22 protein-coding genes and 1 tRNA gene are annotated in these 24850 nt (G+C 73.0%); 17 read left to right on the forward strand and 6 right to left on the reverse strand.

The features are described from left to right. Nucleotides 1–9: 9 nt before the first annotated feature. Nucleotides 10–1368, reverse strand: coding sequence for a homoserine dehydrogenase (locus BLU42_RS08165; RefSeq protein ID WP_091079818.1), 1359 nt, complete (start codon nt 1366–1368; stop codon nt 10–12). A 148-nt stretch (nt 1369–1516) separates the two neighbouring features. Beyond that, nucleotides 1517–2917 (reverse strand): diaminopimelate decarboxylase, encoded by a 1401-nt coding sequence (lysA, locus tag BLU42_RS08170; protein WP_091074019.1) that lies wholly within the window; start codon nt 2915–2917, stop codon nt 1517–1519. A 155-nt stretch (nt 2918–3072) separates the two neighbouring features. Between lysA and BLU42_RS08175 the strand changes: the two genes are divergently transcribed. The 10 genes from BLU42_RS08175 to BLU42_RS08220 all read left to right on the forward strand — a co-directional run bounded on the left by BLU42_RS08175 (nt 3073) and on the right by BLU42_RS08220 (nt 13130). Further along, a tRNA-Arg gene (locus tag BLU42_RS08175) sits at nt 3073–3147 on the forward strand. A gap of 92 nt (nt 3148–3239) precedes the next feature. Further along, a complete protein-coding gene (locus tag BLU42_RS08180; protein WP_407940266.1) occupies nt 3240–3569 on the forward strand; it encodes an ArsR/SmtB family transcription factor in 330 nt (109 codons plus the stop codon). Continuing rightward, nucleotides 3566–4267 (forward strand): cation transporter, encoded by a 702-nt coding sequence (locus BLU42_RS08185; RefSeq protein ID WP_091074021.1) that lies wholly within the window; start codon nt 3566–3568, stop codon nt 4265–4267. The genes BLU42_RS08180 and BLU42_RS08185 overlap by 4 nt, the downstream gene beginning before the upstream one ends. 66 nt (nt 4268–4333) lie before the next feature. Next, nucleotides 4334–5206 (forward strand): aldo/keto reductase, encoded by an 873-nt coding sequence (locus tag BLU42_RS08190; protein WP_091074022.1) that lies wholly within the window; start codon nt 4334–4336, stop codon nt 5204–5206. A gap of 81 nt (nt 5207–5287) precedes the next feature. Continuing rightward, on the forward strand, nt 5288–6304 hold the full coding sequence (locus tag BLU42_RS08195; protein ID WP_091074023.1) for a LacI family DNA-binding transcriptional regulator: 1017 nt from the start codon (nt 5288–5290) through the stop codon (nt 6302–6304). 279 nt (nt 6305–6583) lie between these two features. Continuing rightward, the gene (locus BLU42_RS08200; protein ID WP_091074024.1) at nt 6584–7972 is read left to right on the forward strand and encodes an ABC transporter substrate-binding protein; all 1389 of its coding nucleotides are present in this window, start codon (nt 6584–6586) and stop codon (nt 7970–7972) included. Nucleotides 7973–8056: 84 nt separating this feature from the next. Continuing rightward, entirely contained in the window at nt 8057–9010 is a 954-nt protein-coding gene (locus BLU42_RS08205) for a carbohydrate ABC transporter permease (RefSeq protein WP_091074025.1), read from the forward strand. Next, the gene (locus BLU42_RS08210; RefSeq protein ID WP_091074026.1) at nt 9007–9939 is read left to right on the forward strand and encodes a carbohydrate ABC transporter permease; all 933 of its coding nucleotides are present in this window, start codon (nt 9007–9009) and stop codon (nt 9937–9939) included. The genes BLU42_RS08205 and BLU42_RS08210 overlap by 4 nt, the downstream gene beginning before the upstream one ends. Before the next feature lie 81 nt (nt 9940–10020). Continuing rightward, nucleotides 10021–11532 (forward strand): arabinosylfuranosidase ArfA, encoded by a 1512-nt coding sequence (gene arfA, locus BLU42_RS08215; RefSeq protein ID WP_091074027.1) that lies wholly within the window; start codon nt 10021–10023, stop codon nt 11530–11532. Beyond that, complete coding sequence (locus tag BLU42_RS08220) at nt 11529–13130, forward strand: alpha-L-arabinofuranosidase C-terminal domain-containing protein (protein WP_091074028.1); 1602 nt, start codon at nt 11529–11531, stop codon at nt 13128–13130. The genes arfA and BLU42_RS08220 overlap by 4 nt, the downstream gene beginning before the upstream one ends. On the opposite strand, the gene BLU42_RS08225 is transcribed toward BLU42_RS08220, so the two are convergent. Then, complete coding sequence (locus BLU42_RS08225; RefSeq protein ID WP_157719884.1) at nt 13117–13410, reverse strand: hypothetical protein; 294 nt, start codon at nt 13408–13410, stop codon at nt 13117–13119. The genes BLU42_RS08220 and BLU42_RS08225 overlap by 14 nt on opposite strands. A 159-nt stretch (nt 13411–13569) precedes the next feature. Between BLU42_RS08225 and BLU42_RS08230 the strand changes: the two genes are divergently transcribed. Together BLU42_RS08230 and BLU42_RS08235 are read left to right on the forward strand one after the other, a co-directional pair. Beyond that, nucleotides 13570–14415 carry an SMP-30/gluconolactonase/LRE family protein gene (locus BLU42_RS08230; RefSeq protein WP_091074030.1) on the forward strand — a complete coding sequence of 282 codons (846 nt, stop codon included), beginning with the start codon at nt 13570–13572 and terminating at the stop codon, nt 14413–14415. Nucleotides 14416–14454: 39 nt separating this feature from the next. Next, nucleotides 14455–15399, forward strand: a complete 945-nt coding sequence (locus BLU42_RS08235) for a pirin family protein (protein ID WP_231918505.1) — start codon at nt 14455–14457, stop codon at nt 15397–15399. Nucleotides 15400–15413: 14 nt separating this feature from the next. Here the strand turns inward: BLU42_RS08235 and BLU42_RS08240 are convergent, their stop codons facing one another. Further along, on the reverse strand, nt 15414–16406 hold the full coding sequence (locus BLU42_RS08240; protein WP_157719885.1) for an alpha/beta fold hydrolase: 993 nt from the start codon (nt 16404–16406) through the stop codon (nt 15414–15416). An 82-nt stretch (nt 16407–16488) separates the two neighbouring features. Between BLU42_RS08240 and BLU42_RS08245 the strand changes: the two genes are divergently transcribed. The 3 genes from BLU42_RS08245 (at nt 16489) to BLU42_RS20845 (ending at nt 22124) form a co-directional block, all read left to right on the forward strand. Next, entirely contained in the window at nt 16489–17754 is a 1266-nt protein-coding gene (locus BLU42_RS08245; protein ID WP_091074032.1) for a glycosyltransferase family 87 protein, read from the forward strand. Between the two features lie 290 nt (nt 17755–18044). Continuing rightward, nucleotides 18045–21932, forward strand: coding sequence for a multifunctional oxoglutarate decarboxylase/oxoglutarate dehydrogenase thiamine pyrophosphate-binding subunit/dihydrolipoyllysine-residue succinyltransferase subunit (locus tag BLU42_RS08250; RefSeq protein WP_407940267.1), 3888 nt, complete (start codon nt 18045–18047; stop codon nt 21930–21932). A gap of 15 nt (nt 21933–21947) precedes the next feature. Next, the gene (locus BLU42_RS20845) at nt 21948–22124 is read left to right on the forward strand and encodes a DUF6104 family protein (protein ID WP_091074034.1); all 177 of its coding nucleotides are present in this window, start codon (nt 21948–21950) and stop codon (nt 22122–22124) included. Between the two features lie 18 nt (nt 22125–22142). Here BLU42_RS20845 and BLU42_RS08260 read toward each other — a convergent pair whose 3' ends face one another. Beyond that, on the reverse strand, nt 22143–22568 hold the full coding sequence (locus BLU42_RS08260; RefSeq protein ID WP_231918506.1) for an MmcQ/YjbR family DNA-binding protein: 426 nt from the start codon (nt 22566–22568) through the stop codon (nt 22143–22145). A gap of 71 nt (nt 22569–22639) precedes the next feature. Here BLU42_RS08260 and galK point away from each other — a divergent pair, with 71 nt between their 5' ends. Continuing rightward, nucleotides 22640–23821, forward strand: coding sequence for a galactokinase (gene galK / locus BLU42_RS08265; RefSeq protein WP_231918507.1), 1182 nt, complete (start codon nt 22640–22642; stop codon nt 23819–23821). Next, the gene (locus BLU42_RS08270; protein WP_091074036.1) at nt 23818–24351 is read left to right on the forward strand and encodes a GNAT family N-acetyltransferase; all 534 of its coding nucleotides are present in this window, start codon (nt 23818–23820) and stop codon (nt 24349–24351) included. Before galK ends, BLU42_RS08270 begins: the two co-directional genes overlap by 4 nt. On the opposite strand, the gene BLU42_RS08275 is transcribed toward BLU42_RS08270, so the two are convergent. Then, nucleotides 24352–24756, reverse strand: coding sequence for a hypothetical protein (locus tag BLU42_RS08275; protein ID WP_091074037.1), 405 nt, complete (start codon nt 24754–24756; stop codon nt 24352–24354). Between the last annotated feature and the right edge of the window lie 94 nt (nt 24757–24850).

A 24850-nucleotide genomic window follows, 5' to 3' on the forward strand; every position in this document is an offset into this window, starting at 1 on the left:
TCGTCGGGCTCACGCCTCTCCCTCCACACGCATCACGCTGGTCACGTCCCGCACCGACGGCAGGTCGCGCAGGGCCTCCACGGTCGCGCTGAGCGCGGCGTCGGTGGCCCGGTGGGTCACGACGACCAGCTGCGCGTCGTCGCCGCGACCCTGCTGGCGCACAGTCTGGATCGAGACCCCGTGCTCGGCGAAGACCTGGGCGACCGCGGCGAGCACGCCGGCGACGTCGGAGACCTCCAGCGACAGGTGGTAGCGCGTCGTGACGTCGCCGATCGGCGACACCCGACGGGCGGCGTACGTCGACTCCCCCGGCCCGACGGCGCCGCGGACCCGGTTGCGGGCCACGGTGACGAGGTCGCCCATGACCGCGCTGGCGGTCGGCGAGCCCCCGGCACCGGGGCCGTAGAACATCAGCCGCCCCGCGGAGCGCGACTCGACGAACACCGCGTTGTACGCCCCGCCGACGCCGGCGAGCGGGTGGCTGCGCGGGATCATCGCCGGGTGCACGCGCACCGAGACGCTGCGGCCGGCGCCGTCGCCGAGGTCCTCGGACAGCTGGCAGAGCGCGACGAGCTTGACCACGCAGCCGATCGCACGGGCCGAGGCGATGTCGGTCGAGCTGACGTCGGCGATGCCCTCGCGGTAGACGTCGGCGGCGGTGACGCGGGTGTGGAAGGCGAGGCTGGCCAGGATCGCCGCCTTGGCCGCGGCGTCGAAGCCCTCGACGTCGGCCGTCGGGTCGGCCTCGGCGTAGCCGAGCTCCTGCGCCTGCGCGAGGGTCTCGGCGAAGCCCGCGCCCTCGGTGTCCATGAGGTCGAGGATGAAGTTCGTGGTGCCGTTGACGATGCCCGTGACCGCGGTGATCTCGTCGCCGACCAGCGACTCGCGCAGCGGCCGGATGATCGGGATGGCCCCGGCGACCGCGGCCTCGAAGTAGAGGTCGACCTGGTGCTCCTCGGCCGCGCTGAACAGCGACGCCCCGTCCGCGGCGAGCAGCGCCTTGTTGGCGGTGACGACCGACGCGCCGTTGGCGAGCGCGGCGAGGATCAGCGAGCGCGCCGGCTCCAGGCCGCCGATGACCTCGATGACCAGGTCGACGTCGGGCCGGGCGACCAGCGCCTGCGCGTCGGTGGTGAACAGCGCCGGGTCGAGCCCGGGACGGTCGCGGTGCGCGCGGCGCACCGCGATCCCGACGAGCTCGAGCGGCCGGCCGATGCGGGCGCGCAGGTCCTCGGCCTGCTCCACGATGAGGCGCGCGACCTCCGAGCCCACCGTGCCGCAGCCGAGGAGCGCGACCTTGAGGGGGCGTCCGGCGTCGACCGAGGACCCCCTCGAGGAGCGGGGCTCCGCCGAGGGCCGTACGTCGATCGCTGTCACCGAGGGTCTCCCTGCACCGCATGTCGCCGCCCGGAGGTCACGGCGCGGCAAGCCTTCCGCCGGGATTGTTCCGCATCCCGCGCCGATCCGCGCGACATGTTCCACAGTCCGGCGCACGTCACGGGCTCCCCCGCGGTGCTCAGCCGACGTCCAGCGCGAGGAGGTCGTCGAGCGTCTCGCGGCGCACGAGGGTGGTGACCCGGCCGTCGCGCACCGACACCACGGGCGGGCGCGGCACGTGGTTGTAGTTGCTGGCCATGCTCCGGCTGTACGCGCCGGCGGCGGGGACCGCGACCAGGTCGCCGGGCGTGACGTCGGCGGGCAGGAACTCGTCGCGCACGAGGATGTCGCCGCCCTCGCAGTGCTTGCCGACGACCCGGGCCAGGGTGGGCGGGGCCGCGGAGCGGCGCGAGGCGAGCGTCGCGGAGTACTCGGCCGCGTACAGCGCCGTGCGGATGTTGTCGCTCATCCCGCCGTCCACCGCGACGTAGAGCCGGCTCGCGCCCCCGTCAAGGCGGACCCGCTTGACCGTGCCGACGGTGTAGAGCAGGAAGCCGCTCGGGCCGCTGATCGCGCGCCCGGGCTCGATCGAGAGCTGCGGCCTGGCCACCCCGAGCGCGGCGCACTCGGTGTCGACGATGCGGTTCATCGCCGCGGCCAGCTGCGCGGGCGTCGAGGGCGCGTCCTGGCTGGTGTAGGCGATGCCGAAGCCGCCGCCGAGGTCCATCTCGGGCAGCTCGACGCCGTGCTCGGTGGCGAAGTCGGCGTGCAGGCGCAGCGTCCGCCGGGCCGCGACCTCGAAGCCCGCGGCGTCGAAGATCTGGGAGCCGATGTGGGAGTGGATGCCGACCAGGTCGAGCCGCTCGTCGGCCTGGCACAGCGCCAGCGCCTCGGCCGCCGCGCCGCCGGCGATCGAGAAGCCGAACTTCTGGTCCTCGTGGGCGGTCGAGATGTACTCGTGGGTGTGGGCCTCGACGCCCGTCGTCACCCGGACCATGACGCGGGGCCGGAGCCCGAGCTCCCCGGCCAGGTGCCCGAGCCGGGCGATCTCGTCGAAGGAGTCGACGATGATCCGCCCGACGCCCGCCTCGAGGGCCGCCACCAGCTCCTCGACGCTCTTGTTGTTGCCGTGCAGCCCGACCGTGGCCATGTCGATGCCCGCCCGCCGGGCGACCGCGAGCTCGCCGCCGGTGCAGGTGTCGATGCCCAGCCCCTCCTCGGCGACCCAGCGCGCGACCGCCGTGCAGAGGAAGGACTTGCCGGCGTAGTAGACGTTCCAGCCCGCGAACGCCTCGGCGAAGGCCCGGGCCCGCGCCCGCAGGTCCGCCTCGTCGATCACGTACGCCGGCGTCCCCACCGTCGCCGCGAGCTCGGTGACGTCCAGGCCGGCCACCGTCAGCACCCCGTCCGCATCCTTGCCCACGCCCTCGCTCCAGAGCTTGGGCATCAGCGCGTTGACGTCGTCGGGGACCGCCAGCCAGCCCGGTGCGCGGGAGGCCGCGTCGGCGTGGATGGAGCCGGCGACGTGCGTGTGGGTCATGGGGTGCGGCAGTCCTTCGCGGAGCGGGCGGGTGTCCGGTGGGCGGTTTCGCGGCGCGAGGGCCCCGGCCGCACTGGTACATTCTTCTCCGGTCCAGGCCGGGACGCGTCGAGCACAATCTGCACGAGATGATCTGCCGCACGACGCCGTCACGAGCCCCCGTAGCTCAGGGGATAGAGCACCGCCCTCCGGAGGCGGGAGCGCAGGTTCGAATCCTGCCGGGGGCGCCATGCGGCCGGACCACCACCTCAGGACGCGTCCTTAGCCGCGCGGGCCGTCGAGCACCTGACCGTACACGCGACGATGTAGCGTCGTCGTCGTGCTGACCTCGACGTCGACCTCGACCGACGCGCTGGCCCGCTTCGGGCACGCGCTGTCGGACCCCACGCGCACCCGCGTGCTGCTCGCGCTCCGCGACGCCCCCGCCTACCCGGGCGACCTCGCGGAGTCCTTCGGCGTGAGCCGGCAGGCGATGTCGAACCACCTCACCTGCCTGCGCGGCTGCGGCCTGGTCGTCGCCGTCCCCGAGGGCCGCCGCACGCGCTACGAGCTGAGCGACGCGCGTCTCGGCCACGCCCTCGGCGACCTGCTGGACCTCGTGCTGGTCGTCGACCCGGCCTGCTGCGGCGGCGAGGACGGGGTGACGTCGTGACCACGCTCCAGCTCGGTCCGTCCCCGGCCCGCCGGGCGGTCCTCGCCCGCCGGATCCGCTGGTTCGTCGCGGCCACCATCACCTACAACGTCGTCGAGGCCGTCGTCGCGCTGGCGGCCGGGCGTGCCGCGTCCTCCAGCGCGCTGGTCGGCTTCGGGCTCGACTCGGTCGTCGAGGTCGCCTCCGCCGCCGCCGTGGCCTGGCAGTTCGCCGGCACCGACCACGAGGCGCGGGAGCGCAGGGCGCTGCGCGTCATCGCCCTGTCCTTCTTCGGACTCGCGGTCTTCGTCACGGTCGACTCGCTGCGCTCCCTGCTCGGGGCCGGCACCGCCGAGCACTCGGGCGTCGGGCTCGTCCTCGCCTCCGTCAGCCTCCTGGTGATGCCGCTGCTGTCGTACGGCCAGCGCCGGGCCGGCCGGGCGCTCGGCTCCCGCTCGGCCGTGGCCGACTCCCGCCAGACCCTGCTGTGCACCTACCTGTCCGCCGTCCTGCTGGTCGGGCTCGCGCTCAACTCGCTCCTCGGCTGGTCCTGGGCGGACCCGGTCGCCGGCCTGGTCATCGCCGGCGTCGCCGTCCGCGAGGGGCTCCAGGCCTGGCGGGGCGACGGCTGCTGCAGCCCCGCCGCCGCGCTGCACGACGACGGGGCGGCGCACGGCTGCGGTCCGACCTGCTCCGCGAGCTGCTGCGCCGGAGGCTGAGCCGAGGGCCCGCGGCGGGGCGACCTCCCCCACCCGGGCGCCGAGGACCTGCGTAGCCTCAGCCCCATGAGGTCAACCCTGGCGTTCGGCCGCACCGGCCACGAGAGCACGCGCGTGATCTTCGGCGCGGCCGCGCTGTCGGAGGTGACGCAGGACGAGGCCGACGAGACCCTCGCCCTCGTACGCCGCCACGGCATCAACCACCTCGACACCGCCGCCAGCTACGGCGAGTCCGAGCTCCGGCTCGCGCCGTTCCTGGCCGAGCACCGCGACGAGGTGTTCCTCGCCACCAAGACCGGCGAGCGCACCCGCGAGGCGGCCTGGGCGGAGATCAACCGCTCGCTCGAGCGGCTGGGGGTCGACCACGTCGACCTGCTCCAGCTCCACAACCTCGTCGACGAGGCCGAGTGGCAGCAGGCGTACGCCCCGGACGGCGTGCTCGAGGCGGCCGTCCGCGCCCGTGACGAGGGCCTCGTGCGCAACGTCGGCGTGACGGGCCACGGCGTGACCGTCGCCCGCCAGCACCTGCGCTCGCTCGAGCGCTTCGACTTCGCCTCGGTGCTCCTGCCGTACAACTACGCGATGGCCCAGAACCGCGCCTACCTGGACGACTTCGAGGCGCTCGCGGCGCTGTGCGACGAGCGCGGCGTCGCGATGCAGACGATCAAGGCGATCACCAAGGCGCCGTGGATCGAGGGCGCCGAGCGGCACGCTGCCACCTGGTACGAGCCGCTGACCGACGCCGGCGCGATCGAGACGGCCGTCGCGTGGGTCCTCGGCCGGCCCGGGGTGTTCCTCAACACCGTCGGCGACATCCACGTGCTGCCGACTGTGCTGGACGCGGTCGAGCGCCTCGAGGCCGAGGGCCTGCGGCGCCCCGACGAGGACGCCATGGGCGAGCTCTCCCGCGCCTGGGGCCTGGAGCCGCTCTTCGTCTAGGCCGGCCCGGGCCTGCTCGGTCGTCGGGGTGACCAGCCCCGCGTCATACACTCCTGCCGCAGCGACCGCGGAAGGACGCCGATGACCCCGACGATCCACGACGTCGCCCGCCTCGCCGAGGTGTCGATCAAGACGGTCTCCAACGTCATGAACGACTACCCGCACATCCGCCCGGCCACCCGCCAGCGCGTCCTCGACGCGATCGCGACGCTGGACTACAAGCCGAACCTCAGCGCCCGCGGCCTGCGCTCGGGCAAGACCGGCCTGCTCAGCCTGATCATCCCGGACCTGCGCAACCCGTACTTCGCCGAGCTGGCCGACGTCGTCGTCCGCTCCGCCGAGGCGCGCGGGCTGTCGGTGATGATCTCGCAGTCCAACGGCGACCGGGACCGCGAGCTGAGCCTGCTGCTCGGCCCACGGATGCAGATGGTCGACGGCGTGCTGTTCAGCGCGCTGGCCCTGAGCGCGGCGGACTCCGACCTGCTCGGAAAGATCAGGACGCCGATGGTGCTGCTCGGCGAGCGGATCCTCGACGGGCCCAAGGACCACGTCACGATGCGCAACGTCGAGGGCTCGCAGGCCGCGACGGAGCACCTGGTCAGCATCGGGCGGCGCCGCCTCGTGGCCTTCGGCTCCGACCCGGCGCAGGGCCTCGGGTCGGCGGCGCTGCGGCTCGAGGGCTACCGCCGGGCCCTGGCCGGCGCCGGCATCGAGGAGGACCCCGACCTCGTGGTCGACGTGGTCGGCTGGTACCGCCGCAACGGCGCCGACAGCATGCGGCGCTTCCTCGAGCGCGGCACCGACTTCGACGGCGTCGTGGCCTTCAACGACCAGATCGCCCTCGGCGCGCTGCGCGTGATGCAGGAGGCCGGTCTGCGCATCCCCGACGACGTGGCGATCATCGGCTTCGACGACGTCGACGAGACCGCGTACACGCTGCCGTCGCTGTCGACCATCGACCCCGGGCGCGAGGAGATCGCCGAGGTCGCGCTGCGCTACCTCGTGGGGCGCATCGACGGCTCCGACGCCGACGTCGCCCCGCGCGACCACCTGACGACCTTCCGCTTGCAGCAACGCGAGTCGACCGCCGTCGTCTGACCCACCGGCGCGGGCGGCGACACGCCGATACCGAACCGTTGTTGAGCACCTCCTTGACATCCCTCAGCCGTCCTCGCAGAATCGCCCTACAACGTTTCCCTATAACGTTGTAAACGGGCGGTCCGCCGCCCGGCCGGTCGACGACGATCGTGCCCCGCGAGCCCTGCGTGCCCCGCGAGAGCGACCCCGCCGTCCGGCGAGCCCCACGGTGACCAGCCGGACGAGTCCGGCTCCCCCACCGGTCGACGACGAAGTCCACGCAGCACGAAGGGGAAACTCATGCGGAAGTCTCTGCTCGCCACGGCCTCGGGCATCGCCCTGGCCCTGACGCTCTCGGCCTGCGCCACCAGCGCGAACAACTCCGGCGGCGGCGGCGATGCGCCGGGCCGAGCCCAGGAGACGGGCACGAGCCCGAAGCTCACCGACTGCACCAACAAGATGAAGAACGACGCGCCCCAGGTGTCGGTGTGGGGCTGGTACCCGAACATGGCGACGGTCGTCGACAACTTCAACGCGGCCCACACCGACGTGCAGATCTGCTGGAACAACGTCGGCCAGGGCCAGGACGAGTACACCAAGGTCCAGACCGCCATCTCGGCCAAGAAGGGCCTGCCCGACGTCGTCATGCTCGAGGCCGACCACCTGTCGAGCTACTCGATCCAGGACGCGCTCGTCGACCTCGTGCCGTACGGCGCGAACGACGTCAAGCCCAACTTCTCCGAGGGCGCGTGGAAGGACGTCTCCTCCGGCGACAAGGTCTTCGCGATCCCGGTCGACGGCGGCCCGATGGGCCTGATCTACCGCACCGACGTGTTCAAGAAGTACGGCATCACCCCGCCGAAGACCTGGGCCGAGTTCGCCGAGAGCGCGGCCAAGGTCAAGGCGGCCGGGGGCCCCTTCTTCGGCGACCTCGGCTCGAACGTCCCCGCGGCCTTCATGGCCCTGCAGATCCAGAAGGGCGCGGTGCCGTTCGGCTACGACCCGGCCAACCCGCAGGCGCTGACGATCAAGCTCAACGACCAGGCCTCGAAGGACGTGCTGAACTACTGGGCCGACCTCGCCAGCAAGGGCCTCGTCGGCAAGCAGGACCAGTTCACCACCGACTACATCTCCGGCGTGGTCAGCGGCAAGTACGCGACCTACACCTCCGCCGCCTGGGCACCGGGCTACCTGACCGGCGCCGGCGTCGGCAAGGGCAAGTCCGAGGGCGTGTGGGCCGTCGCCCCGCTGCCGCAGTGGGACGAGGCGAACCCCGTCAGCGTGAACTGGGGCGGCTCGGCCTTCGCGGTCACCACGCAGGCCACGAACAAGACGCTCGCGGCCACGGTGGCCAAGGGTATCTACGCCGACCAGGCCTCGCTCGAGGACGGCTGGAAGAACCAGGTGATCTTCCCGCTGAGCAAGACCGTCCTCGACTCGACCGAGTTCAAGGAGAACAAGACCGACTTCTTCAGCGGCCAGCAGGCCAACAAGGAGGTCTACCTCCCGGCCGAGGACGCGTACAAGGGCGTCGTCTACGCGCCGATCACGACCTACTACTACGCGCAGTTCCAGGCGCAGCTGGCCAAGATCAACGCCGGCAAGGCCACCGGCGACCAGGCCGCCGACGACCTGCAGGCGGAGATCGTCAAGTACGCCGAGAGCCAGGGCTTCAAGGTCACGCAGTAGGCCCTGCGCCGCCGGTCCGGGCACCCGCCCGGACCGGCGGCGACCCCTCCCGCCGTACGAGTCCCGCTTCCAAGGAGCCGCAGGATGGCCCAGGTCACCGCCGCCGACGTGCCCGCGCCGGCCAGCACCACCCGCTCGCAGCCGGTCCGACGACGCAGCCTCAACGAGCGCAAGCGCTCTCGCACCGGGCTGCTGTTCGTCCTCCCGTTCGCCGTCGTCTTCCTGGCGTTCCTCGTGGCGCCGCTGCTCTACGCCTTCTACCTCAGCCTCTACAGCAAGGGCCTCGCAACCGGCGTCGTCTTCGCCGGGCTGAAGAACTACCAGACCGCCTTCACCGACCCGTCCTTCCTCAAGGGCGTCTGGTTCGTCGTGCGCTTCGCGCTGGTGCTCATCCCGGTGCAGATGTTCGTCTCGCTCGCCCTGGCGCTCGTGCTGGACAGCCTGACGACGCGCTTCGCCCGCTTCGCCCGGCTGATGATCTTCCTGCCGTACGCGATCCCCGCGGTGATCGGCGCCCTGATGTGGGGCTTCCTCTACAGCCCCACGTTCGGACCGATGCAGCAGATCGCGAACGTGTTCGGCGCCCAGGCGCCGTTCCTGCTCGACCCCGACCACGTCTTCGGCGGGCTGATGAACGTCGTCACCTGGCAGTGGGCCGGCTACTACATGATCATCATCTTCGCGGCGCTGCGCGGCATCGACTCCTCGATCTACGAGGCGGCCCGCATCGACGGGGCGAGCTCGTGGCAGATCGCCTTCCGGGTCAAGGTCCCGATGATCTCCTCGGCGCTGCTGCTGATCCTGGTGTTCGCTCTGATCGGCACCCTGCAGTTCTTCACCGAGCCGCAGGCGCTGCGGCTGATCTCCAACGGCACGATCACGCCGGACTTCACGCCGAACATCTACGCCTTCAGCCAGGCCTTCGCCTACGCGAACTTCAACTACGCCTCGGCGATCAGCTTCTCCCTCGGCATCGTCGTCTTCATCGCCGTCTACATCTTCCTGTTCGCCACTCGCAAGCGCGGGAGCATCGCATGACCACCACCGCACCGACCGCCGTCCGTGCCAGGAGCGACGTCTCCGCGCGGCCCGGCCGCGCCTCCTCCGTCCGCGGCCCCAAGCAGCGCACGCTGCTGCCGCACGTCTTCCTGGCGATCCTCGTCGTCTACTTCCTCGTACCGCTGTGGTGGCTGTTCGTGGCCAGCACCAAGGACGCCCAGGGCCTGTTCGGCGGCACGCACGGCGCGCTGTGGTTCGACCAGAAGTTCAACCTCTGGGCCAACCTCAAGGAGCTGACGACCTACAACGACGGGATCTACCTGCGCTGGATCGGCAACTCGCTGCTGTACGCGGTGACCGGCGGGCTCGGTGCGACCGTGCTCGCGGTGCTGGCCGGCTACGGCTTCGCCAAGTTCCGCTTCGCCGGGCGCCGGGTGATGCTCGCGCTGCTGCTCGGCTCGGTCATGGTGCCGCTGACCGCGCTGGTCATCCCGACCTTCGTGCTGTTCAGCAACCTCAACCTGACCGACAGCATCTGGGCGGTCATCCTGCCCTCGCTGCTCAACCCGTTCGGGGTCTACCTGATGCAGGTCTACACCGCCGACGCCGTGCCCGACGAGCTCCTCGACGCCGCCCGCGTCGACGGCGCCGGCGAGGTCAAGACGTTCCTGCGGGTGGCCTTCCCGCTGCTGCGCCCGGCCGTCGTGACCGTGCTGCTGCTCTCGATCGTCGGCACCTGGAACAACTACTTCCTGCCGCTGGCGATGCTGGCCAACACCAAGCTCTTCCCGATCACCGTGGGCCTGGGCCTGTGGCAGGGCCAGGCCTCGGCCAACAACGGCGGCGGCACGTCGCTGTGGGGCCTGATCATCACCGGCTCGCTGGTGTCGGTGATCCCGCTCGTGATCGCCTTCCTGTCCCTGCAGAAGTACTGGCAGGGCGGGCTCTCCATCGGCGCCCTCAAGTAGCCCGGCGGGGCTCCCGGGCCCCGGCTCCCTCTCCTCACTCCCCCGTCCCTCCCGCCTGAACCGACCACCGAAGGACCTGCCATGCCCTCAGCCGACCTGACGCTCGACCCGCACTTCACCGTCGGGGCCGTGAACCGGCGCCTCTTCGGCTCCTTCGTCGAGCACCTGGGCCGCTGCGTCTACGACGGGATCTACGAGCCCGGCCACCCCAGCGCCGACCCCGAGGGCTTCCGCACCGACGTGATGGAGCTCGTCCGCGAGCTCGGCGTCTCGGCCATCCGCTACCCCGGCGGCAACTTCGTCTCCGGCTTCCGCTGGGAGGACTCGGTCGGCCCGCGCGAGGAGCGCCCTTCGCGCCTCGACCTGGCCTGGCACTCGACCGAGAGCAACGAGGTCGGCCTCGACGAGTTCGCCGGCTGGCTGGAGAAGGTGGGCAGCGAGCTGATGTACGCGGTCAACCTCGGCACCCGCGGCGTGCTCGAGGCCGTGGACGTCCTCGAGTACGCGAACATCCGCTCGGGCACGACGCTGTCGGACGCCCGCATCAAGAACGGCCGGGTCGACCCGCACCGCATCAGGATGTGGTGCCTGGGCAACGAGATGGACGGGCCGTGGCAGCTCGGCCACCGCAACGCCGAGGACTACGGCAAGCTCGCCTCGCAGACGGCCAAGGCGATGCGCCAGCTCGACGGCGACCTCGAGCTCGTGGTCTGCGGCAGCTCGAACGCGTCCATGCCCACCTTCGGGTCGTGGGAGCACACGGTCCTGCGGCACACGTACGACGACGTCGACTACATCTCCTGCCACGCCTACTACGAGGAGCGCGACGGCGATGCCGGGAGCTTCCTCGCCGTGGCGACGAACATGGACCACTTCATCGAGTCGGTGGTGGCCACCGCCGACACGGTGCGCGCCGAGCTGGGCCGCAGCAAGCGGATCAACATCTCCTTCGACGAGTGGAACGTCTGGTACAACACCCGCTTCCACGCCGAGGAGCAGATCACCGACATCGAGCGCTGGCCGACCGCGCCGCGGCTGCTCGAGGACTCCTACTCCGTCATCGACGCGGTGGTCGTCGGCAACCTGCTGATCTCGCTGCTCAAGCACGCCGACCGCGTCACCTCGGCCTCGCTGGCCCAGCTGGTCAACGTGATCGCGCCGATCATGACCGAGCCCGGCGGCCCGGCCTGGCGCCAGACGACGTTCTTCCCGTTCGCGATCACCTCCCGGCTCGCGGTCGGCGACGCGCTCGAGGTGCGCCTGACCGGCGACACGTACACGACGGCCCTCTACGGCGAGGTGCCCCTCGTCGACGCCGTCGCCACGCACGACCCGGCCACCGGGCGCTCGGCGGTCTTCCTGGTCAACCGGTCGCTCACCGAGGCGACGACGGTCACCGTCGACGTCGCCCGCCTCGGCGCGGTCGCCGTGCTCGAGACCCACACCCTGACCGACGACGACATCTACGCCGCCAACACCCTGGCCGACCGCGAGCGCGTCGGCGTCGGCCCGAACGAGAGCGCCGCCGTGGCCGACGGCCACCTCACCGTGTCGCTGCCGCCGGTGTCGTGGACGGCCGTGTCGCTCGGATGACCGACCCGGGCACCGCTGCGGCCACGGCCGCCACCGTCGACGTCGGCCTCGCCGGCCCGGGCGAGGCGTACTCGCGCGACGTCTTCGGCCACTTCGTCGAGCACTTCCACCGCCAGGTCTACGGCGGGATCTTCGAGCCGGACTCTCCGCTGAGCGACGCGCGCGGGTTCCGGCTGGACGTGGTCGAGGCGCTGCGCGAGCTGCGCCCGTCGGTGGTGCGGTGGCCGGGCGGGTGCTTCGTGTCGAGCTACCACTGGCTCGACGGGGTCGGCCCCGCCCGGCGTCCCGCGTACGACCTCGCCTGGCGCGTCACCGACCCGAACACGTTCGGCACGGCGGAGTTCGTCGACTGGTGCCGCGCGATCGGCGCCGAGCCGTACATCTGCACCAACGCCGGCACCGGCACGGCGGAGGAGATGAGCGACTGGGTCCAGTACTGCAACCTCCCGGCCGGCCGGGGCCACTGGGCGGACCTGCGCGCCGAGCACGGCTCGGTCGAGCCCTTCGACGTGCGCTTCTGGAGCATCGGCAACGAGAACTACGGCGACTGGGAGATGGGCGCCAAGACCGCCTCGGAATGGGCGAGCCTGGTGCGCGAGTCGGCCAAGATGATCCGCCACGTCGACGAGGACGTCACGCTGCTGACGGCCGCGCGGGCCGACCTCGACTGGACGCTGCCGCTGCTCACCGCCGCCGGCCACCACCTCGACCTGATCTCGATCCACGGCTACTGGGACGTGCTCAACCTCGTCGACGAGCCCTCGGACTACCTGTCCGCCGTCGGCCGCTCGCTCGGTCCGCAGGCCGACATCCAGCGCGCCCGCGACATCATCGGGGCCGCCGGGCTCGGCGAGCGGGTCGGCCGAGGGCTGGGCATCGCCTTCGACGAGTGGAACCTGCGCGGCTGGCACCACCCGGACGGCAACGCCCCCGAGCTGATCGCGGCCCGCGACCGGAACGACCGCAACGAGACCTACACGATGGCCGACGCGCTGTTCAGCGCCGGCTTCCTCAACGCGTGCCTGCGCAACGCCGACGTCGTGCGGATGGCCAACATCGCCCCCAGCGTCAACGCCCGCGGGCCGCTCTTCGTGCACCCCGACGGCGTCGTGCGGCGCACGACGTTCCACGTCCTGGCCATGTACGCCACCCTGCTCGGCGAGCGCGTCCTGGCGAGCACCGGGACGGGGGCGGACCTGGAGGGCGGCACGGTCCCGGTGGTCGACCACCTGGCCACGCTCCACGACGACGGCCGGGTCAGCGTCGCGCTGACCAACCGGCACCCCTCCGACGCCGTGGCCTGCACGCTCGCGCTCGGCGGGCACGCGCCGACGGGGACGTTCGACGCGACGGTGCTCGCCGGACCGGGGCCGGACGCGTACAACGACGTGGCGAACCCCTCGTGCGTGGTCCCGGAACGGACCCGGGTCGAGGTCCGGGACGGCGTCGTGCACCTGCCCGCGCACTCGCTGACGGCGCTCGACCTCCCGCTGCCGTTCCCCCACGCGGCCGGCGAGGTCACGGCGCCCGAGCCCGACCGGCTCCCCTGGCGGCTCGCCGGTCGCACCTGGGCGCGGCGCGACGTCACTCCCACCTGATCGGCGTCGGCGCCAGGTCCTGGGCGATCCGCATCGCTGCCGTCAGGTCCGGAGTGCCGGCCCAGTCGAAGGACCAGGGCGCGGTGAGCTCGCCCGCGCGTCGGAACCGCACGTAATAGATGAGGCCGTCCGCATCAGGCTCGAGAGGCTTGTCGTCCGGCTCGAGCGTCCCGTCCTCCTCGAACACCGCGAAGTCGTGGTCGTAGGTCAGGCCGACGACGTCCACGGGCAGCTCGACCAGGCCGTCGTAGAGCCACCACCCGCGCCGCACGACGATCACGGCCACAGCCTGCCCTACTGAGATCGGCTCACTCGATCAGTCGTGGCCGCCGCGGGGAGCGTGACCGCGCACGCGAGCGGTGATCGAGCGACGCCTTCTCAGCAGGACCGCGGCGGACCCTCCCCGCTGGCCGACCGGCCGCGCGACAGACTCGTACCCATGCGCGCGCAGCAGGTGACCGGTCCCGAGGTGTTCCACGGCGAGGGGCCGGTGTGGCACCCGGGCTGGGGCGGGCTGCGGTTCGTCGACATGCTCGCCGGCGACGTGATGACGCTGCGGGCCGACGGCGGGCTCGACCGGAAGCACGTCGGGTCGGTCGCGGCGGTCGTCCGCCCGCGGGTCGACGGCGGTGCGGTCATCGGCGTGGAGCGCGGCTTCGCGCTCGAGGCCCCCGACGGAACCGTCACCGCGCTGCCCGAGCTGTGGAGCACCACCGACGTCCGGATGAACGAGGGCGGGTGCGACCCCGACGGCCGCTTCTACTGCGGGTCGATGGCCTACGACCAGACCGAGGGCGCCGCGAAGCTCTACCGGCTCGACCCCGACGGTTCGACGAGCGTGGTCCTCGAGGGCGTCACCGTCTCGAACGGCCTCGAGTGGAGCCCGGACGGCACGCTCGCCTACTACGACGACACCCCCACCGGGGAGATCGCCGTCTTCGACCACGACCACGAGCGCGGCCTCACGAACCGCCGAACCTTCGCCGCCCTGCCCGACGGCGGCCGGCCCGACGGGCTCACCGTCGACGCCGAGGGCGGGGTGTGGGCGGCGGCGTACGGTTCCGGGCTCGTCTACGGCTTCAGCCCCGACGGCCGCCTCGTCCAGCGCGTGGAGGTCGGGGCGGCGAACACCACCGCCTGCACCTTCGGGGGCGAGAGCCTCGACCGGCTGTTCATCACCACGTCGAGGGAGAACGCCGACCTCGACGCCGACCCGCAGGCCGGGTCGCTGTTCGTGGCCGACGTCGGCGTGCGCGGCCGGCCGGTGCGCCCCTTCGCCGGCTGAGACGACCGGGCGGGAAGCGCCTGCTGGCAGACTCGTCGCGTGCGCGAGGTCCAGGTGGTCACCAGCCGCGAGGTGCCGCTGGGCGGGCCGCGCGCGATGACCGTGCGCCGCACCCTCCCCCAGCGCGAGCGCTCGCTGGTCGGGGCGTGGTGCTTCGTCGACCACTACGGGCCCGAGGACGTCGCGCTCAGCGGTGGGATGGACGTGCCGCCGCACCCGCACACCGGGCTGCAGACCGTCAGCTGGCTGTTCAGCGGCGAGGTCGAGCACCGCGACAGCGGCGGCGTGCACGCCCTCGTCCGGCCCGGCGAGCTGAACCTCATGACCGCCGGCTCGGGCGTCGCGCACTCCGAGGTCTCGACCCCGTCGACCACGGTCCTGCACGGGGTGCAGCTCTGGGTCGCCCTGCCCGACGCGGCCCGCCACCGGCCGCGCGGCTTCGACCACCACGTGCCGGCACCGGTCGCGGTCGACGGCGGCGTCGTCCGGGTCCTGCTCGGCACGCTCGCCGGCGCGACCTCGCCGGTCCCGACCCACTCCCCGCTGCTCGCCGCCGAGATCGTCCTCGAGCCGCGGGCGACGCTCGCCCTCGAGGTCGACCCGGCCTACGAGCACGGCCTGCTCGTCGACGTCGGACCCGTCGGGCTCGAGGGCACGACCCTCGCGCGCTCCGAGCTCGGCTACGTCGCGCCCGGTGCCGAGCGGCTGGCCGTCACGAACCCGACCGGTGCACCCGCCCGCGTGCTCCTGCTCGGCGGCGAGCCCTTCACCGAGCCCGTGCTGATGTGGTGGAACCTCGTCGCCCGCACCCACGAGGAGATCGTCGCGCTGCGGGCGGACTGGGAGGCGGGCACCGAGCGCTACGGGAGCGTCGAGGGCTACGCAGGGACGACGCAGCGGCTGCCCGCGCCCGCCCTCCCGGGCACCCGCCTCAAGCCTCGCCTCGCCCCTCCGGGGCCGGGCGACCGCAGCGCCTGGGGCTGAGGCGGCTGAGGCCCTCAGGACCGGCGGAGCAGCGGCGCGATCGCGGCGGCCACGTCGGCCGGCGAGCTGATCATCGTCAGGTGCCGCCCCGGCACGACGACCGGCGGCGGGGCGCCGATCGCCGCGGCGGTCGAGCCGGGCGAGGCCGGCGTGTACGCGCCGTCGACGTCGTCGCGCCCCCACACGACCAGCCGCGGCACGTCGGAGCGCCGCAGCGCGTCGAGCTGCTCGGAGGTCATCGCGGGGATCACGCCGCGGGACGCGTTCTGAAGGAGGGCTCGCTCGGTGCCGCGCTGCTGCAGCGGTCGGCGCCACAGGTCGACCCCGGCCGCGTCGAGCGGGGCGCAGGTCGGGCCGCACTGGCTCGCGTACAGGCGTCGGACGAGACCGTCGGAGCGCAGGGCCAGGCGCACCAGCGCCGTGCGGTAGGGCTCGACCAGCAGCCGCGGCCCGGGGCCGACGTCGAGCGGCAGCGCGTCGCCGTCGAGGAAGACGACCCCGGCGACCTCCTGCGGCGCCGTGACCGCCGCCAGCCCGACGATCGCCGCGCCCGAGGAGTGGCCGACCAGCACCGGCGCGTCGGGACCCGTGAGCCCCAGCGCGGCCGCGAAGGCCAGCGTCTGACGGGCGTCGTGGTCGACGTCGAAGGGCGCGACCGCGTCGCTGTAGCCCTGGCCGGTCAGGTCGAGGGCGAAGACGCGGTGCTCGGTGCCCAGCACCGCGCCCAGCTGCTGCCAGGCGTCGGACGTCTCGAACGCGCCGGGCACGAGGACGACCGGCGAGCCGTGGTCGCCCCAGGAGAGGTACCGGGTCCGCACGTCGCCCGCCTGCACGAACCGCAGCCCGGCCGGAGGTGCGGGCGGGGTGCGGGTCACCAGGACCACGACCACGCTGGCCGCGGTCACCAGGCCCGCCAGCGCCGCCACCGCGAGGAGCGCCCGTCCGAGCCGCCGCAGCCGCCGCGGACGACGTGGCCACGGGGCCCGGCGCGGCTCGTCCGAGGTCACGGGGCCCAGTGTGCGCCCCTGGTAGCGTCTCGCCGACCTGGCCGCCGGCGCCGGGCGGACCGAGGGTCCGGACGGTCCACAGGTGGAGGAGCACGTGCCCGACGAGGAGCCGCGTCAGCGCGGCGGAGGCCTCGCGGTCGTCGGCCTCTGGGTCGCGACGCGGGCGCTGTCGATGATCGTCCTGGCCACGGCCGAGCGCCTCGTGGTCGGTGACGTCTTCTACTACTGGCGCAAGATCAGCGCGCTCGGCGAGGCCGGCCTGCCCGGGACGCTGCGCGAGTACCCGACGCCGGTCGTCTGGTTCCTCTCCCTGCCCCAGGTCGCCGGGGGCTCGCGCACGGGCTACCTGGTCGGGTTCATCGTCTTGATGCTGGCCCTCGACGCGGTGCTGACGTACGCGCTCTGGCGCGCCGCGGGGCGCCGCCGGGACCGGGCGCTCGACTTCTGGCTCCTCTACGTCTTCCTGGTCGGCCCGCTCTGCTACACCCGCTTCGACATGGTCCCCGCCGTGCTCGCCGGGGGCGCGCTGCTCGCCGCCCGCCGACGCCCCTGGCTGACCGGGGCCCTGACCGGCCTCGGCGCGGCCATCAAGCTGTGGCCGGCGCTGCTCGCCGGGGCCTTCGCCGTGCGTTGGCGCGGCCGCGGCGCGATGCTCGGGGCCTTCGCCGGGGTCGGCTTCGGGCTGGCCGCCCTGAGCCTGGTGACCGGCGGCGTGAGCCGGCTCTTCTCGCCGTTGACCTGGCAGTCCGGGCGGGGCCTGCAGATCGAGTCGGTGTGGGCGACCCCGCTCATGGTGGCGCGGGCGGTCGACCCCGGCACCTGGGAGGTGCGCTACTCGGCCTTCCAGGCGTACGAGGTCTTCGGCCCGGGCGTACCCGCGCTGCTGGTGGTCAGCACCGCGGCGACCGTGGTCGGCCTCCTGGTCACGGCGGCGCTCTTCGTCCGCGGCTTCCGCAGCCCCGAGGTCAGCGCCGTGGGGCTGGGCCTGCTCGTGCTCGCCACCATCGCCGTCACGACCATCACCAACAAGACGCTGAGCCCGCAGTACCTGCTGTGGCTCGGCGGCCCCGCCGCCGTGCTGCTGCTCGCGCGCGGCAGCCAGGGCCCGCAGTGGCACCGCAGCATCGTCCGGCTGGCCGTCTCGCTGCTCGTCCTCGCGCTGCTGACCCAGCTGACCTACCCGCTGCTCTACAACGGGATCCTGGGCCGCTCGAGCAGGGGCTTCATGGTCGTCTCGACCGTCGTGACCAGCCTGCGCAACCTCACGCTGCTCGCCATCACCGTCGCGCTGTGCCGGCAGGCCTGGCTCGCCCTGAGACCCTCGCGGCCACGGGTCGACGCCGCCTGACCCGCGACCGGCTCCTCCCCGGGGCGCAGCCGTGAGTGGGTATGGTGGACCACCGGCGCGACCGGTCTGGTCCGGACGCCGCTGGGCCCCTGGGCACCCCTCGCACGGATGCCCTCGAGACCGGCGGCCGACCCTGGTCGCGGCACGCACGGGGAGGCCGCAGCAGCGCGGCGTCCAGCGATCGGAAGAAGGCGACAGTGGCCATCGCGCCAGGGACATCCACCCCGACGGGAACCAACGGCGAGGGCGGGGTCGAGGACTTCGGCGCCAACGACTGGCTGCTGGAGGAGATGTACGAGCGCTTCACCGCCGACGCCTCCTCGGTGGACCCCAGCTGGGCCGACTACTTCGCCACGCACGGCGCCCCCGGCGACGGTGCGCCGACGAACGGCTCCCACAAGACCGCCAGCGGGTCCGCGCAGACCTCCGCGAACGGTTCGGGTGCTGCCCCGGCCAGGCCCGGCGGCACCGCTCCGCGTGACCCGGCGGCCACGCCGGGCGCGAGCGCCGGCGTCGGCGTCCCGTCGAACGACCCGACCAGCGGCCGCCCGAGCGCGCGCTCCGAGGTCACCCCCGACCCGCCGAAGGCCCCGGGGACCGCGTCCACCGCCGAGACCGGCACGGACCCCGACGCGCAGGCCGCCCGGCCCACCCCGTCCTCGTCCGGCTCGCCCGCCCGCCGCTCGCCGACGGTCGAGACGACCGTGCCCGCCAAGGAGGGCCGTCCGAGCGCGCCCGGGGCCCGCGGCGCCGTGCCGGCCGACCCGCCGAACCCGTCCGACCGCCCCGAGGTGGGCAACGAGGAGCCGACGCGCACCACGCTGCGCGGCGCCCCGGCGCGGACGGCCAAGAACATGGACGCCTCGCTGTCGATCCCGACGGCGACCAGCGTGCGCTCGCTGCCGGTCAAGCTGCTGATCGACCAGCGCATCGTCATCAACAACCACCTGCGCCGCGCACGCGGCGGCAAGGTCTCCTTCACCCACCTCATCGGCTACGCGATGGTGCAGGCGCTCAAGAGCGTCCCGGCCATGAACAACAGCTACGAGGTCGTGAACGGCAAGCCGACCATGGTGCAGCCGGCCCACATCAACCTCGGCCTGGCCATCGACCTGCCCAAGCCGGACGGCACCCGTCAGCTGCTCGTGCCGAGCATCAAGAGCTGCGAGAACCTCGACTTCGCGCAGTTCTGGGCGGCGTACGAGGCTATGGTCGGCAAGGCCCGCAAGGGCACGCTGGCCGTCTCCGACTTCGCCGGCACGACGATCACCCTGACCAACCCGGGCACCATCGGCACCAACCACTCGGTGCCGCGCCTGGTCGAGGGCCAGGGCACGATCATCGGCGTCGGGTCGATGGACTACCCGGCCGAGTTCCAGGGCGCCGACCCCGACCGGCTCGCCGACTCGGGCGTGTCCAAGATCCTCACGCTGACCTCGACCTACGACCACCGCGTCATCCAGGGCGCCCAGTCGGGTGAGTACCTGCGCCGGCTGCACGCGCTGCTGCTCGGCGAGGACGGCTTCTACGACGACGTCTTCGCGGCGCTGCGCATCCCCTACGAGCCGATCCGCTGGGCGCAGGACGTCAGCACGGCGCACGAGAACGAGATCCCCAAGCAGGCGCGGATCATGGAGATGATCAACGCCTACCGCGTCCGCGGGCACCTGATGGCCGACACCGACCCGCTGGAGTACCGCCAGCGCCGCCACCACGACCTCGACGTGCAGAGCCACGGCCTGACGCTGTGGGACCTCGACCGCGAGTTCGCGACCGGTGCCTTCGGCGGCGGCCAGGGCCCGATGAAGATGCGCAAGATCCTGGGGATCCTGCGCGACTCCTACTGCCGCACGACCGGCATCGAGTACATGCACATCTCCGACCCCGCGCAGCGTCGCTGGATCCAGGACCGCGTGGAGCGCCCGCACGAGTCGCTGCCGCGCGAGCAGCACCTGCGCATCCTCGACAAGCTCAACGAGGCCGAGGTCTTCGAGACCTTCCTGCAGACCAAGTTCGTCGGGCAGAAGCGCTTCAGCCTGGAGGGCGGGGAGTCCGCGATCGCGCTGCTCGACGAGGTGTGCGAGCAGGCCGCCGACGCCGGCCTGGTCGAGGTCTGCATCGGCATGCCGCACCGCGGCCGGCTCAACGTGCTGGCCAACGTGGTCGGCAAGTCGTACGCGCAGATCTTCCGCGAGTTCGAGGGCAACATCGACCCGCGGACCGTGCAGGGCTCCGGCGACGTGAAGTACCACCTGGGAGCCGAGGGCGAGTTCACCTCGGTCGGCGGCGCCACGATCAAGACCTCGGTCGCGGCCAACCCGAGCCACCTCGAGGCCGTCAACCCGGTCCTGGAGGGCATCACCCGGGCCAAGCAGGACATCCTCGACCGCGGCGCCGAGTTCCCGGTGCTGCCGGTCCTCATGCACGGCGACGCGGCCTTCGCCGGGCAGGGCGTGGTGGCGGAGACGCTGAACCTCTCCCAGCTGCGCGGCTACCGCACCGGCGGCACGATCCACATCATCGTGAACAACCAGGTCGGCTTCACCACCTCGCCGACCGAGTCGCGCTCCAGCGTCTACTGCACCGACGTCGCGCGGATGGTCGCGGCGCCGATCTTCCACGTGAACGGCGACGACCCCGAGGCGTGCATCCGCGTCGCACGGCTGGCCTTCGAGTTCCGCCAGGCGTTCAACAAGGACGTCGTCATCGACCTCATCTGCTACCGCCGCCGCGGTCACAACGAGGGCGACGACCCGAGCTTCACCCAGCCCAAGATGTACGACCTCATCGAGAAGAAGCGCTCGACGCGCAAGCTCTACACCGAGGCGCTCATCGGGCGCGGCGACATCTCCGTCGAGGACGCCGAGGGCGTGCTGACCCGCTTCCAGGAGCGGCTGGAGAGCGTGTTCCGCGAGGTGCGCGACCCCGAGGTGCCGCCGCGCGACGCCGTCGTGCGCTCGGTGCCGGTCTACCCGAGCAAGAGCCCCGGGGCGACGCGCGGCACCACCGCGATCACCCTCGAGGACATGAAGAAGATCGCGGACGCCCACACGACGTTCCCCGACGGCTTCGCGGTCCACCCGAAGGTGATGCCGCAGCTGCAGCGCCGCGCGTCGGCGATCACCCAGGGCCCGATCGACTGGGCCACCGGCGAGATCCTCGCGCTCGGCTCGCTGCTGCTCGAGGGCCGCACGGTCCGCCTCACCGGCCAGGACACCCGCCGCGGCACCTTCGTGCAGCGCTTCGCCGCGGTCGTCGACCGTCAGACGGGCGAGTCGTGGGTGCCGCTCAAGCACCTCGACGACGACCAGGGCAAGTTCCACGTCTTCGACTCGCTGCTGAGCGAGTACGCCGCGATGGGCTTCGAGTACGGCTACTCGGTGGCCCGCCCGGACGCGCTCGTGCTGTGGGAGGCGCAGTTCGGCGACTTCGCCAACGGCGCGCAGACGATCATCGACGAGTACATCTCCTCGGGCGAGGCGAAGTGGACGCAGAAGTCGGGCGTCGTGCTGCTGCTCCCCCACGGCTACGAGGGCCAGGGCCCGGACCACTCCTCGGCCCGGATCGAGCGCTTCCTCACCCTCGCGGCGGAGGACGCCTTCGTCGTCGCCCAGCCGTCGACGCCGGCCAGCCACTTCCACCTGCTGCGCCGCCACGCGATGAACGAGCGGCACCGCCCGGTCATCGTCGCGACGCCCAAGTCGATGCTGCGCAACAAGCTCGCCGTCTCGATGCCGGACGACTTCACCTCCGGCTCGTGGCTGCCGGTCCTCGAGGACCCGACGGTCACCGACCCCGCCGCGGTGGAGAAGGTGCTGCTCTGCTCGGGCAAGGTCCGCTGGGACCTCGTCAACCGGCGCAAGCAGGCGGGCCTGGACGGCCGCGTCGCGATCATCCCGGTCGAGCGGCTCTACCCGCTGCCCGCCGAGGAGATCGCCGAGCAGTTGAGCCGCTTCGAGCGGGTCTCGACGGTGACGTGGGTGCAGGACGAGCCGCGCAACCAGGGCGCGTGGCCCTTCATGGCGCTCAACCTGCCGACGGCGCTCCGCGAGGTCGCGCCGGACCGGACGTGGGAGCTGCGCGAGGTCACCCGACCGGCATCGTCGGCCCCGTCGGTCGGCTCGGCCAAGGTCAGCGAGGCCCAGCAGAAGGCCATGCTCGACGCCGCCTTCGCCTGAGCCGGGAACGAGCACGTGTACTTCACCGACCGCGGGATCGAGGAGCTGAGCTCGCGCCGGGGTGACGACGAGGTCACCCTGGCGTGGCTCGCCGAGCAGCTGCAGGCCTTCGTCGACCTCAACCCGGAGTTCGAGGTGCCGGTCGAGCGGCTCGCCACCTGGCTGGCCCGCCTCGACGACGAGGACGACTGATCGTCCTGCGCCCCGGTGCTAGGAGGACGCGCCCCCGCGCGAGGCGAGCCACGCCTCCACCCGGCGCCGGGAGGCCCGGGAGCACCACGCGTCCTCCACCACCTCGGTGAGCTGCGCGAGGGTGAGCTCGCCGAGGCGGCTCTGGCGCACCAGCACCGACGGGTGGCCGTCGAAGTGCGGGGTGGTGAAGAAGGGGTTGCCCGGGTCCTCGACCAGCGCCTGCTTGTCCTGCTCGTCGGGCACCCAGAGCACCACGACGTCGTCGTAGCGCTCGCCGGTCTCCGGGTCGTACGCGTCGCCCCGCGGGGTCCGGAAGTAGACGAAGCTCTTGCCGCCGACCTGGTAGACCTCGTTCCCGCGGCCGCCGGCCTCCACCGTCACGTGCGGCATCGCCTGCGCGAGGGCGTGCAGGTCGGCCGCCCTCGCCGGTCGCGACCTCCGCACCCCCGCAGCGTAGGGCCGCGCCGCGGCCCGGGGCCAGGGGTGCGGACCGGCGGCGGCACTAGAGTGCCGGGGTGGTGAGCGCAGGCGCGGGGACGACGGACGTGGCGACGGCGGAGGCGGTGGGCGCGGCCTTCCGGCAGCTGGTCGGCAGCGACCCCGCGGGCGTGTGGGCGGCGCCGGGCCGGGTCAACCTCATCGGCGAGCACACCGACTACAACGACGGCTTCGTACTGCCGTTCGCGCTCGAGCAGCAGGTCGTCGTGGCCGCCGCGCCCCGCACCGACGGCACCTGGCGGGTCCGCTCCCTGAATCGCCGCCAGACCGAGTCCTTCGGCCCCGACGACCTCGTCCCGGGCCGGGTCGAGGGCTGGGCGGCCTACGTCGCGGGCGTGGTCTGGGCGCTGGTCGAGGCCGGTCACACCGTCGAGGGGGCCGACCTGGTGCTCGGCTCCGACGTGCCCTCGGGCGCCGGGCTGTCCTCCTCCGCGGCGCTCGAGTGCGCCGTCCTCACCACCCTCGTCGACCTCTCCGGCCTCGAGGTCGCCCCGCTCGACCGCGCCCGCCTCGCCCGCCGCTGCGAGAATGAGTACGTCGGCGCCCCGACGGGGCTGCTCGACCAGGCCGCCTCGACCCTCTGCGAGGCCGACAACGCCCTGTTCCTCGACTGCCGCAGCGCCGACACCCGGCAGGTGCCCCTCGACCTCGCCGACGCCGGGCTGGAGCTGCTCGTGCTCGACACCAAGACGCCGCACAGCCACGTCACCGGCGAGTACGGCGACCGGCGCCGCAGCTGCGAGGAGGCGGCCGCCGTCCTCGGCGTCCCGGCCCTGCGCGACGTGCCGGTCGACGAGCTCGACGCGGCGCTGGAGCGCCTGCCCGACGACGAGATGCGCCGCCGGGTGCGCCACGTGGTGACCGAGGACGCGCGCGTGCTGGAGGCCGTCGCGGTCGCCGACGCCGGCCGGCCGGCCGACCTCGCACCGCTGCTCGACGCCTCCCACGTCTCGATGCGCGACGACTTCGAGATCACGGTGCCGACCGTCGACCTCGCGGTGGAGACGGCGCGGAAGGCCGGCGCGCACGGCGCCCGGATGACCGGCGGCGGGTTCGGCGGCTGCATCATCGCCCTCGTCCCGGCGGGCCGGTCCGACGAGGTCGGCGAGGCGGTCGCCGCCGCGTTCGCCGAAGCCGGCCACGGGGCGCCGGCCTGGTTCGTCGGGCGTCCGTCCGCCGGAGCGCGCCGGCTGTCGTGACCCCGACCGTCCGCGACGCGACCTCGCTCGACGGGGAGCGCTGCGCCGCGATCTACGCCCCCTACGTGACGGGCACCGTCGCGTCGTTCGAGACCGAGGCGCCCGACGCCGCGGAGATGAGGAGGCGGATCAGCGCGGCGCAGCGGGCGCACGCCTGGCTCGTCGCCGAGGTGGAGGGTCAGGTGGTGGGCTACGCCTACGGAGGGCCGTACCGCGCGCGACCGGCCTACCGCTGGACCACCGAGGTCAGCGTCTACGTGGCACCCGACGGTCGGCGGCGCGGCACCGGCCGCGCCCTGTACGACGCGCTGCTGGAGCGCCTCGGCCACCGTGGCTACCGGACCGTCGTGGCCGGGATGACCCTGCCGAACCCGGCGAGCGCCGCCCTGCACGCGGCGATGGGCTTCGAGCAGGCCGGCGTGCTCAGGGACGTGGGCTGGAAGCTCGGCGCGTGGCACGACGTCGCGCTGCTGCGCCGCAGCCTCGGCGAGCAGGCGACCGACGACGAGCCGCCGGCCGACCCCCGCTGATCAGGACCCGTCACCCGGCTCCGGCTCGGCGACGAGGGCCCGCGTCGAGCGCGGGTGCAGCACCGTCACCAGGGTGATCGCGGCGACGGCGATCATGGCCACCGCGACCCCGGTCGTCGTGCCGCCACGGAAGCTCCAGCCGACCGGCAGCAGGATCAGCTGGATCGCGACGACCGGTCCGCGGGCCCAGCGGCGCAGCCGCAGCAGGGCGCGGGCCGCGACCAGCAGCAGCACGGCGAAGGCGATCATGGTGATCGAGACGCCCACCCCGACGACGGCGCGGAAGATGCGCACCTGGCCGATCTCGACGACCCCGTACGCGAACGCCACCAGACCCTCGACCGCCGCGAGCGCGGCGGCCACGGTCAGCTGGGGCGGGCGCACGGTGGTCTGCGGGGCGGGCACGGCGCTCAGCCTAGGTCTCACCACCGAGCCGCTCCGTCAACCGCGACACGCGTCGTCGGGGGCTCTTCGAAGACCTCGGGGCCCCGAAAAAGGT

The organism is Microlunatus sagamiharensis (assembly GCF_900105785.1).
Lineage (GTDB): Bacteria > Actinomycetota > Actinomycetes > Propionibacteriales > Propionibacteriaceae > Microlunatus > Microlunatus sagamiharensis.

Bases quoted from the DNA above. Each gene is read 5' to 3' on its own strand.
- lysA (WP_091074019.1), bottom strand. From the start codon at position 2,917: ATGACCCACACGCACGTCGCCGGCTCCATCCACGCCGACGCGGCCTCC.
- BLU42_RS08190 (WP_091074022.1), top strand. From the start codon at position 4,334: ATGAGGTCAACCCTGGCGTTCGGCCGCACCGGCCACGAGAGCACGCGC.
- BLU42_RS08195 (WP_091074023.1), top strand. From the start codon at position 5,288: ATGACCCCGACGATCCACGACGTCGCCCGCCTCGCCGAGGTGTCGATC.
- BLU42_RS08200 (WP_091074024.1), top strand. From the start codon at position 6,584: ATGCGGAAGTCTCTGCTCGCCACGGCCTCGGGCATCGCCCTGGCCCTG.
- BLU42_RS08205 (WP_091074025.1), top strand. From the start codon at position 8,057: ATGGCCCAGGTCACCGCCGCCGACGTGCCCGCGCCGGCCAGCACCACC.
- BLU42_RS08210 (WP_091074026.1), top strand. From the start codon at position 9,007: ATGACCACCACCGCACCGACCGCCGTCCGTGCCAGGAGCGACGTCTCC.
- arfA (WP_091074027.1), top strand. From the start codon at position 10,021: ATGCCCTCAGCCGACCTGACGCTCGACCCGCACTTCACCGTCGGGGCC.
- BLU42_RS08220 (WP_091074028.1), top strand. From the start codon at position 11,529: ATGACCGACCCGGGCACCGCTGCGGCCACGGCCGCCACCGTCGACGTC.
- BLU42_RS08230 (WP_091074030.1), top strand. From the start codon at position 13,570: ATGCGCGCGCAGCAGGTGACCGGTCCCGAGGTGTTCCACGGCGAGGGG.
- BLU42_RS08250 (WP_407940267.1), top strand. From the start codon at position 18,045: ATGTACGAGCGCTTCACCGCCGACGCCTCCTCGGTGGACCCCAGCTGG.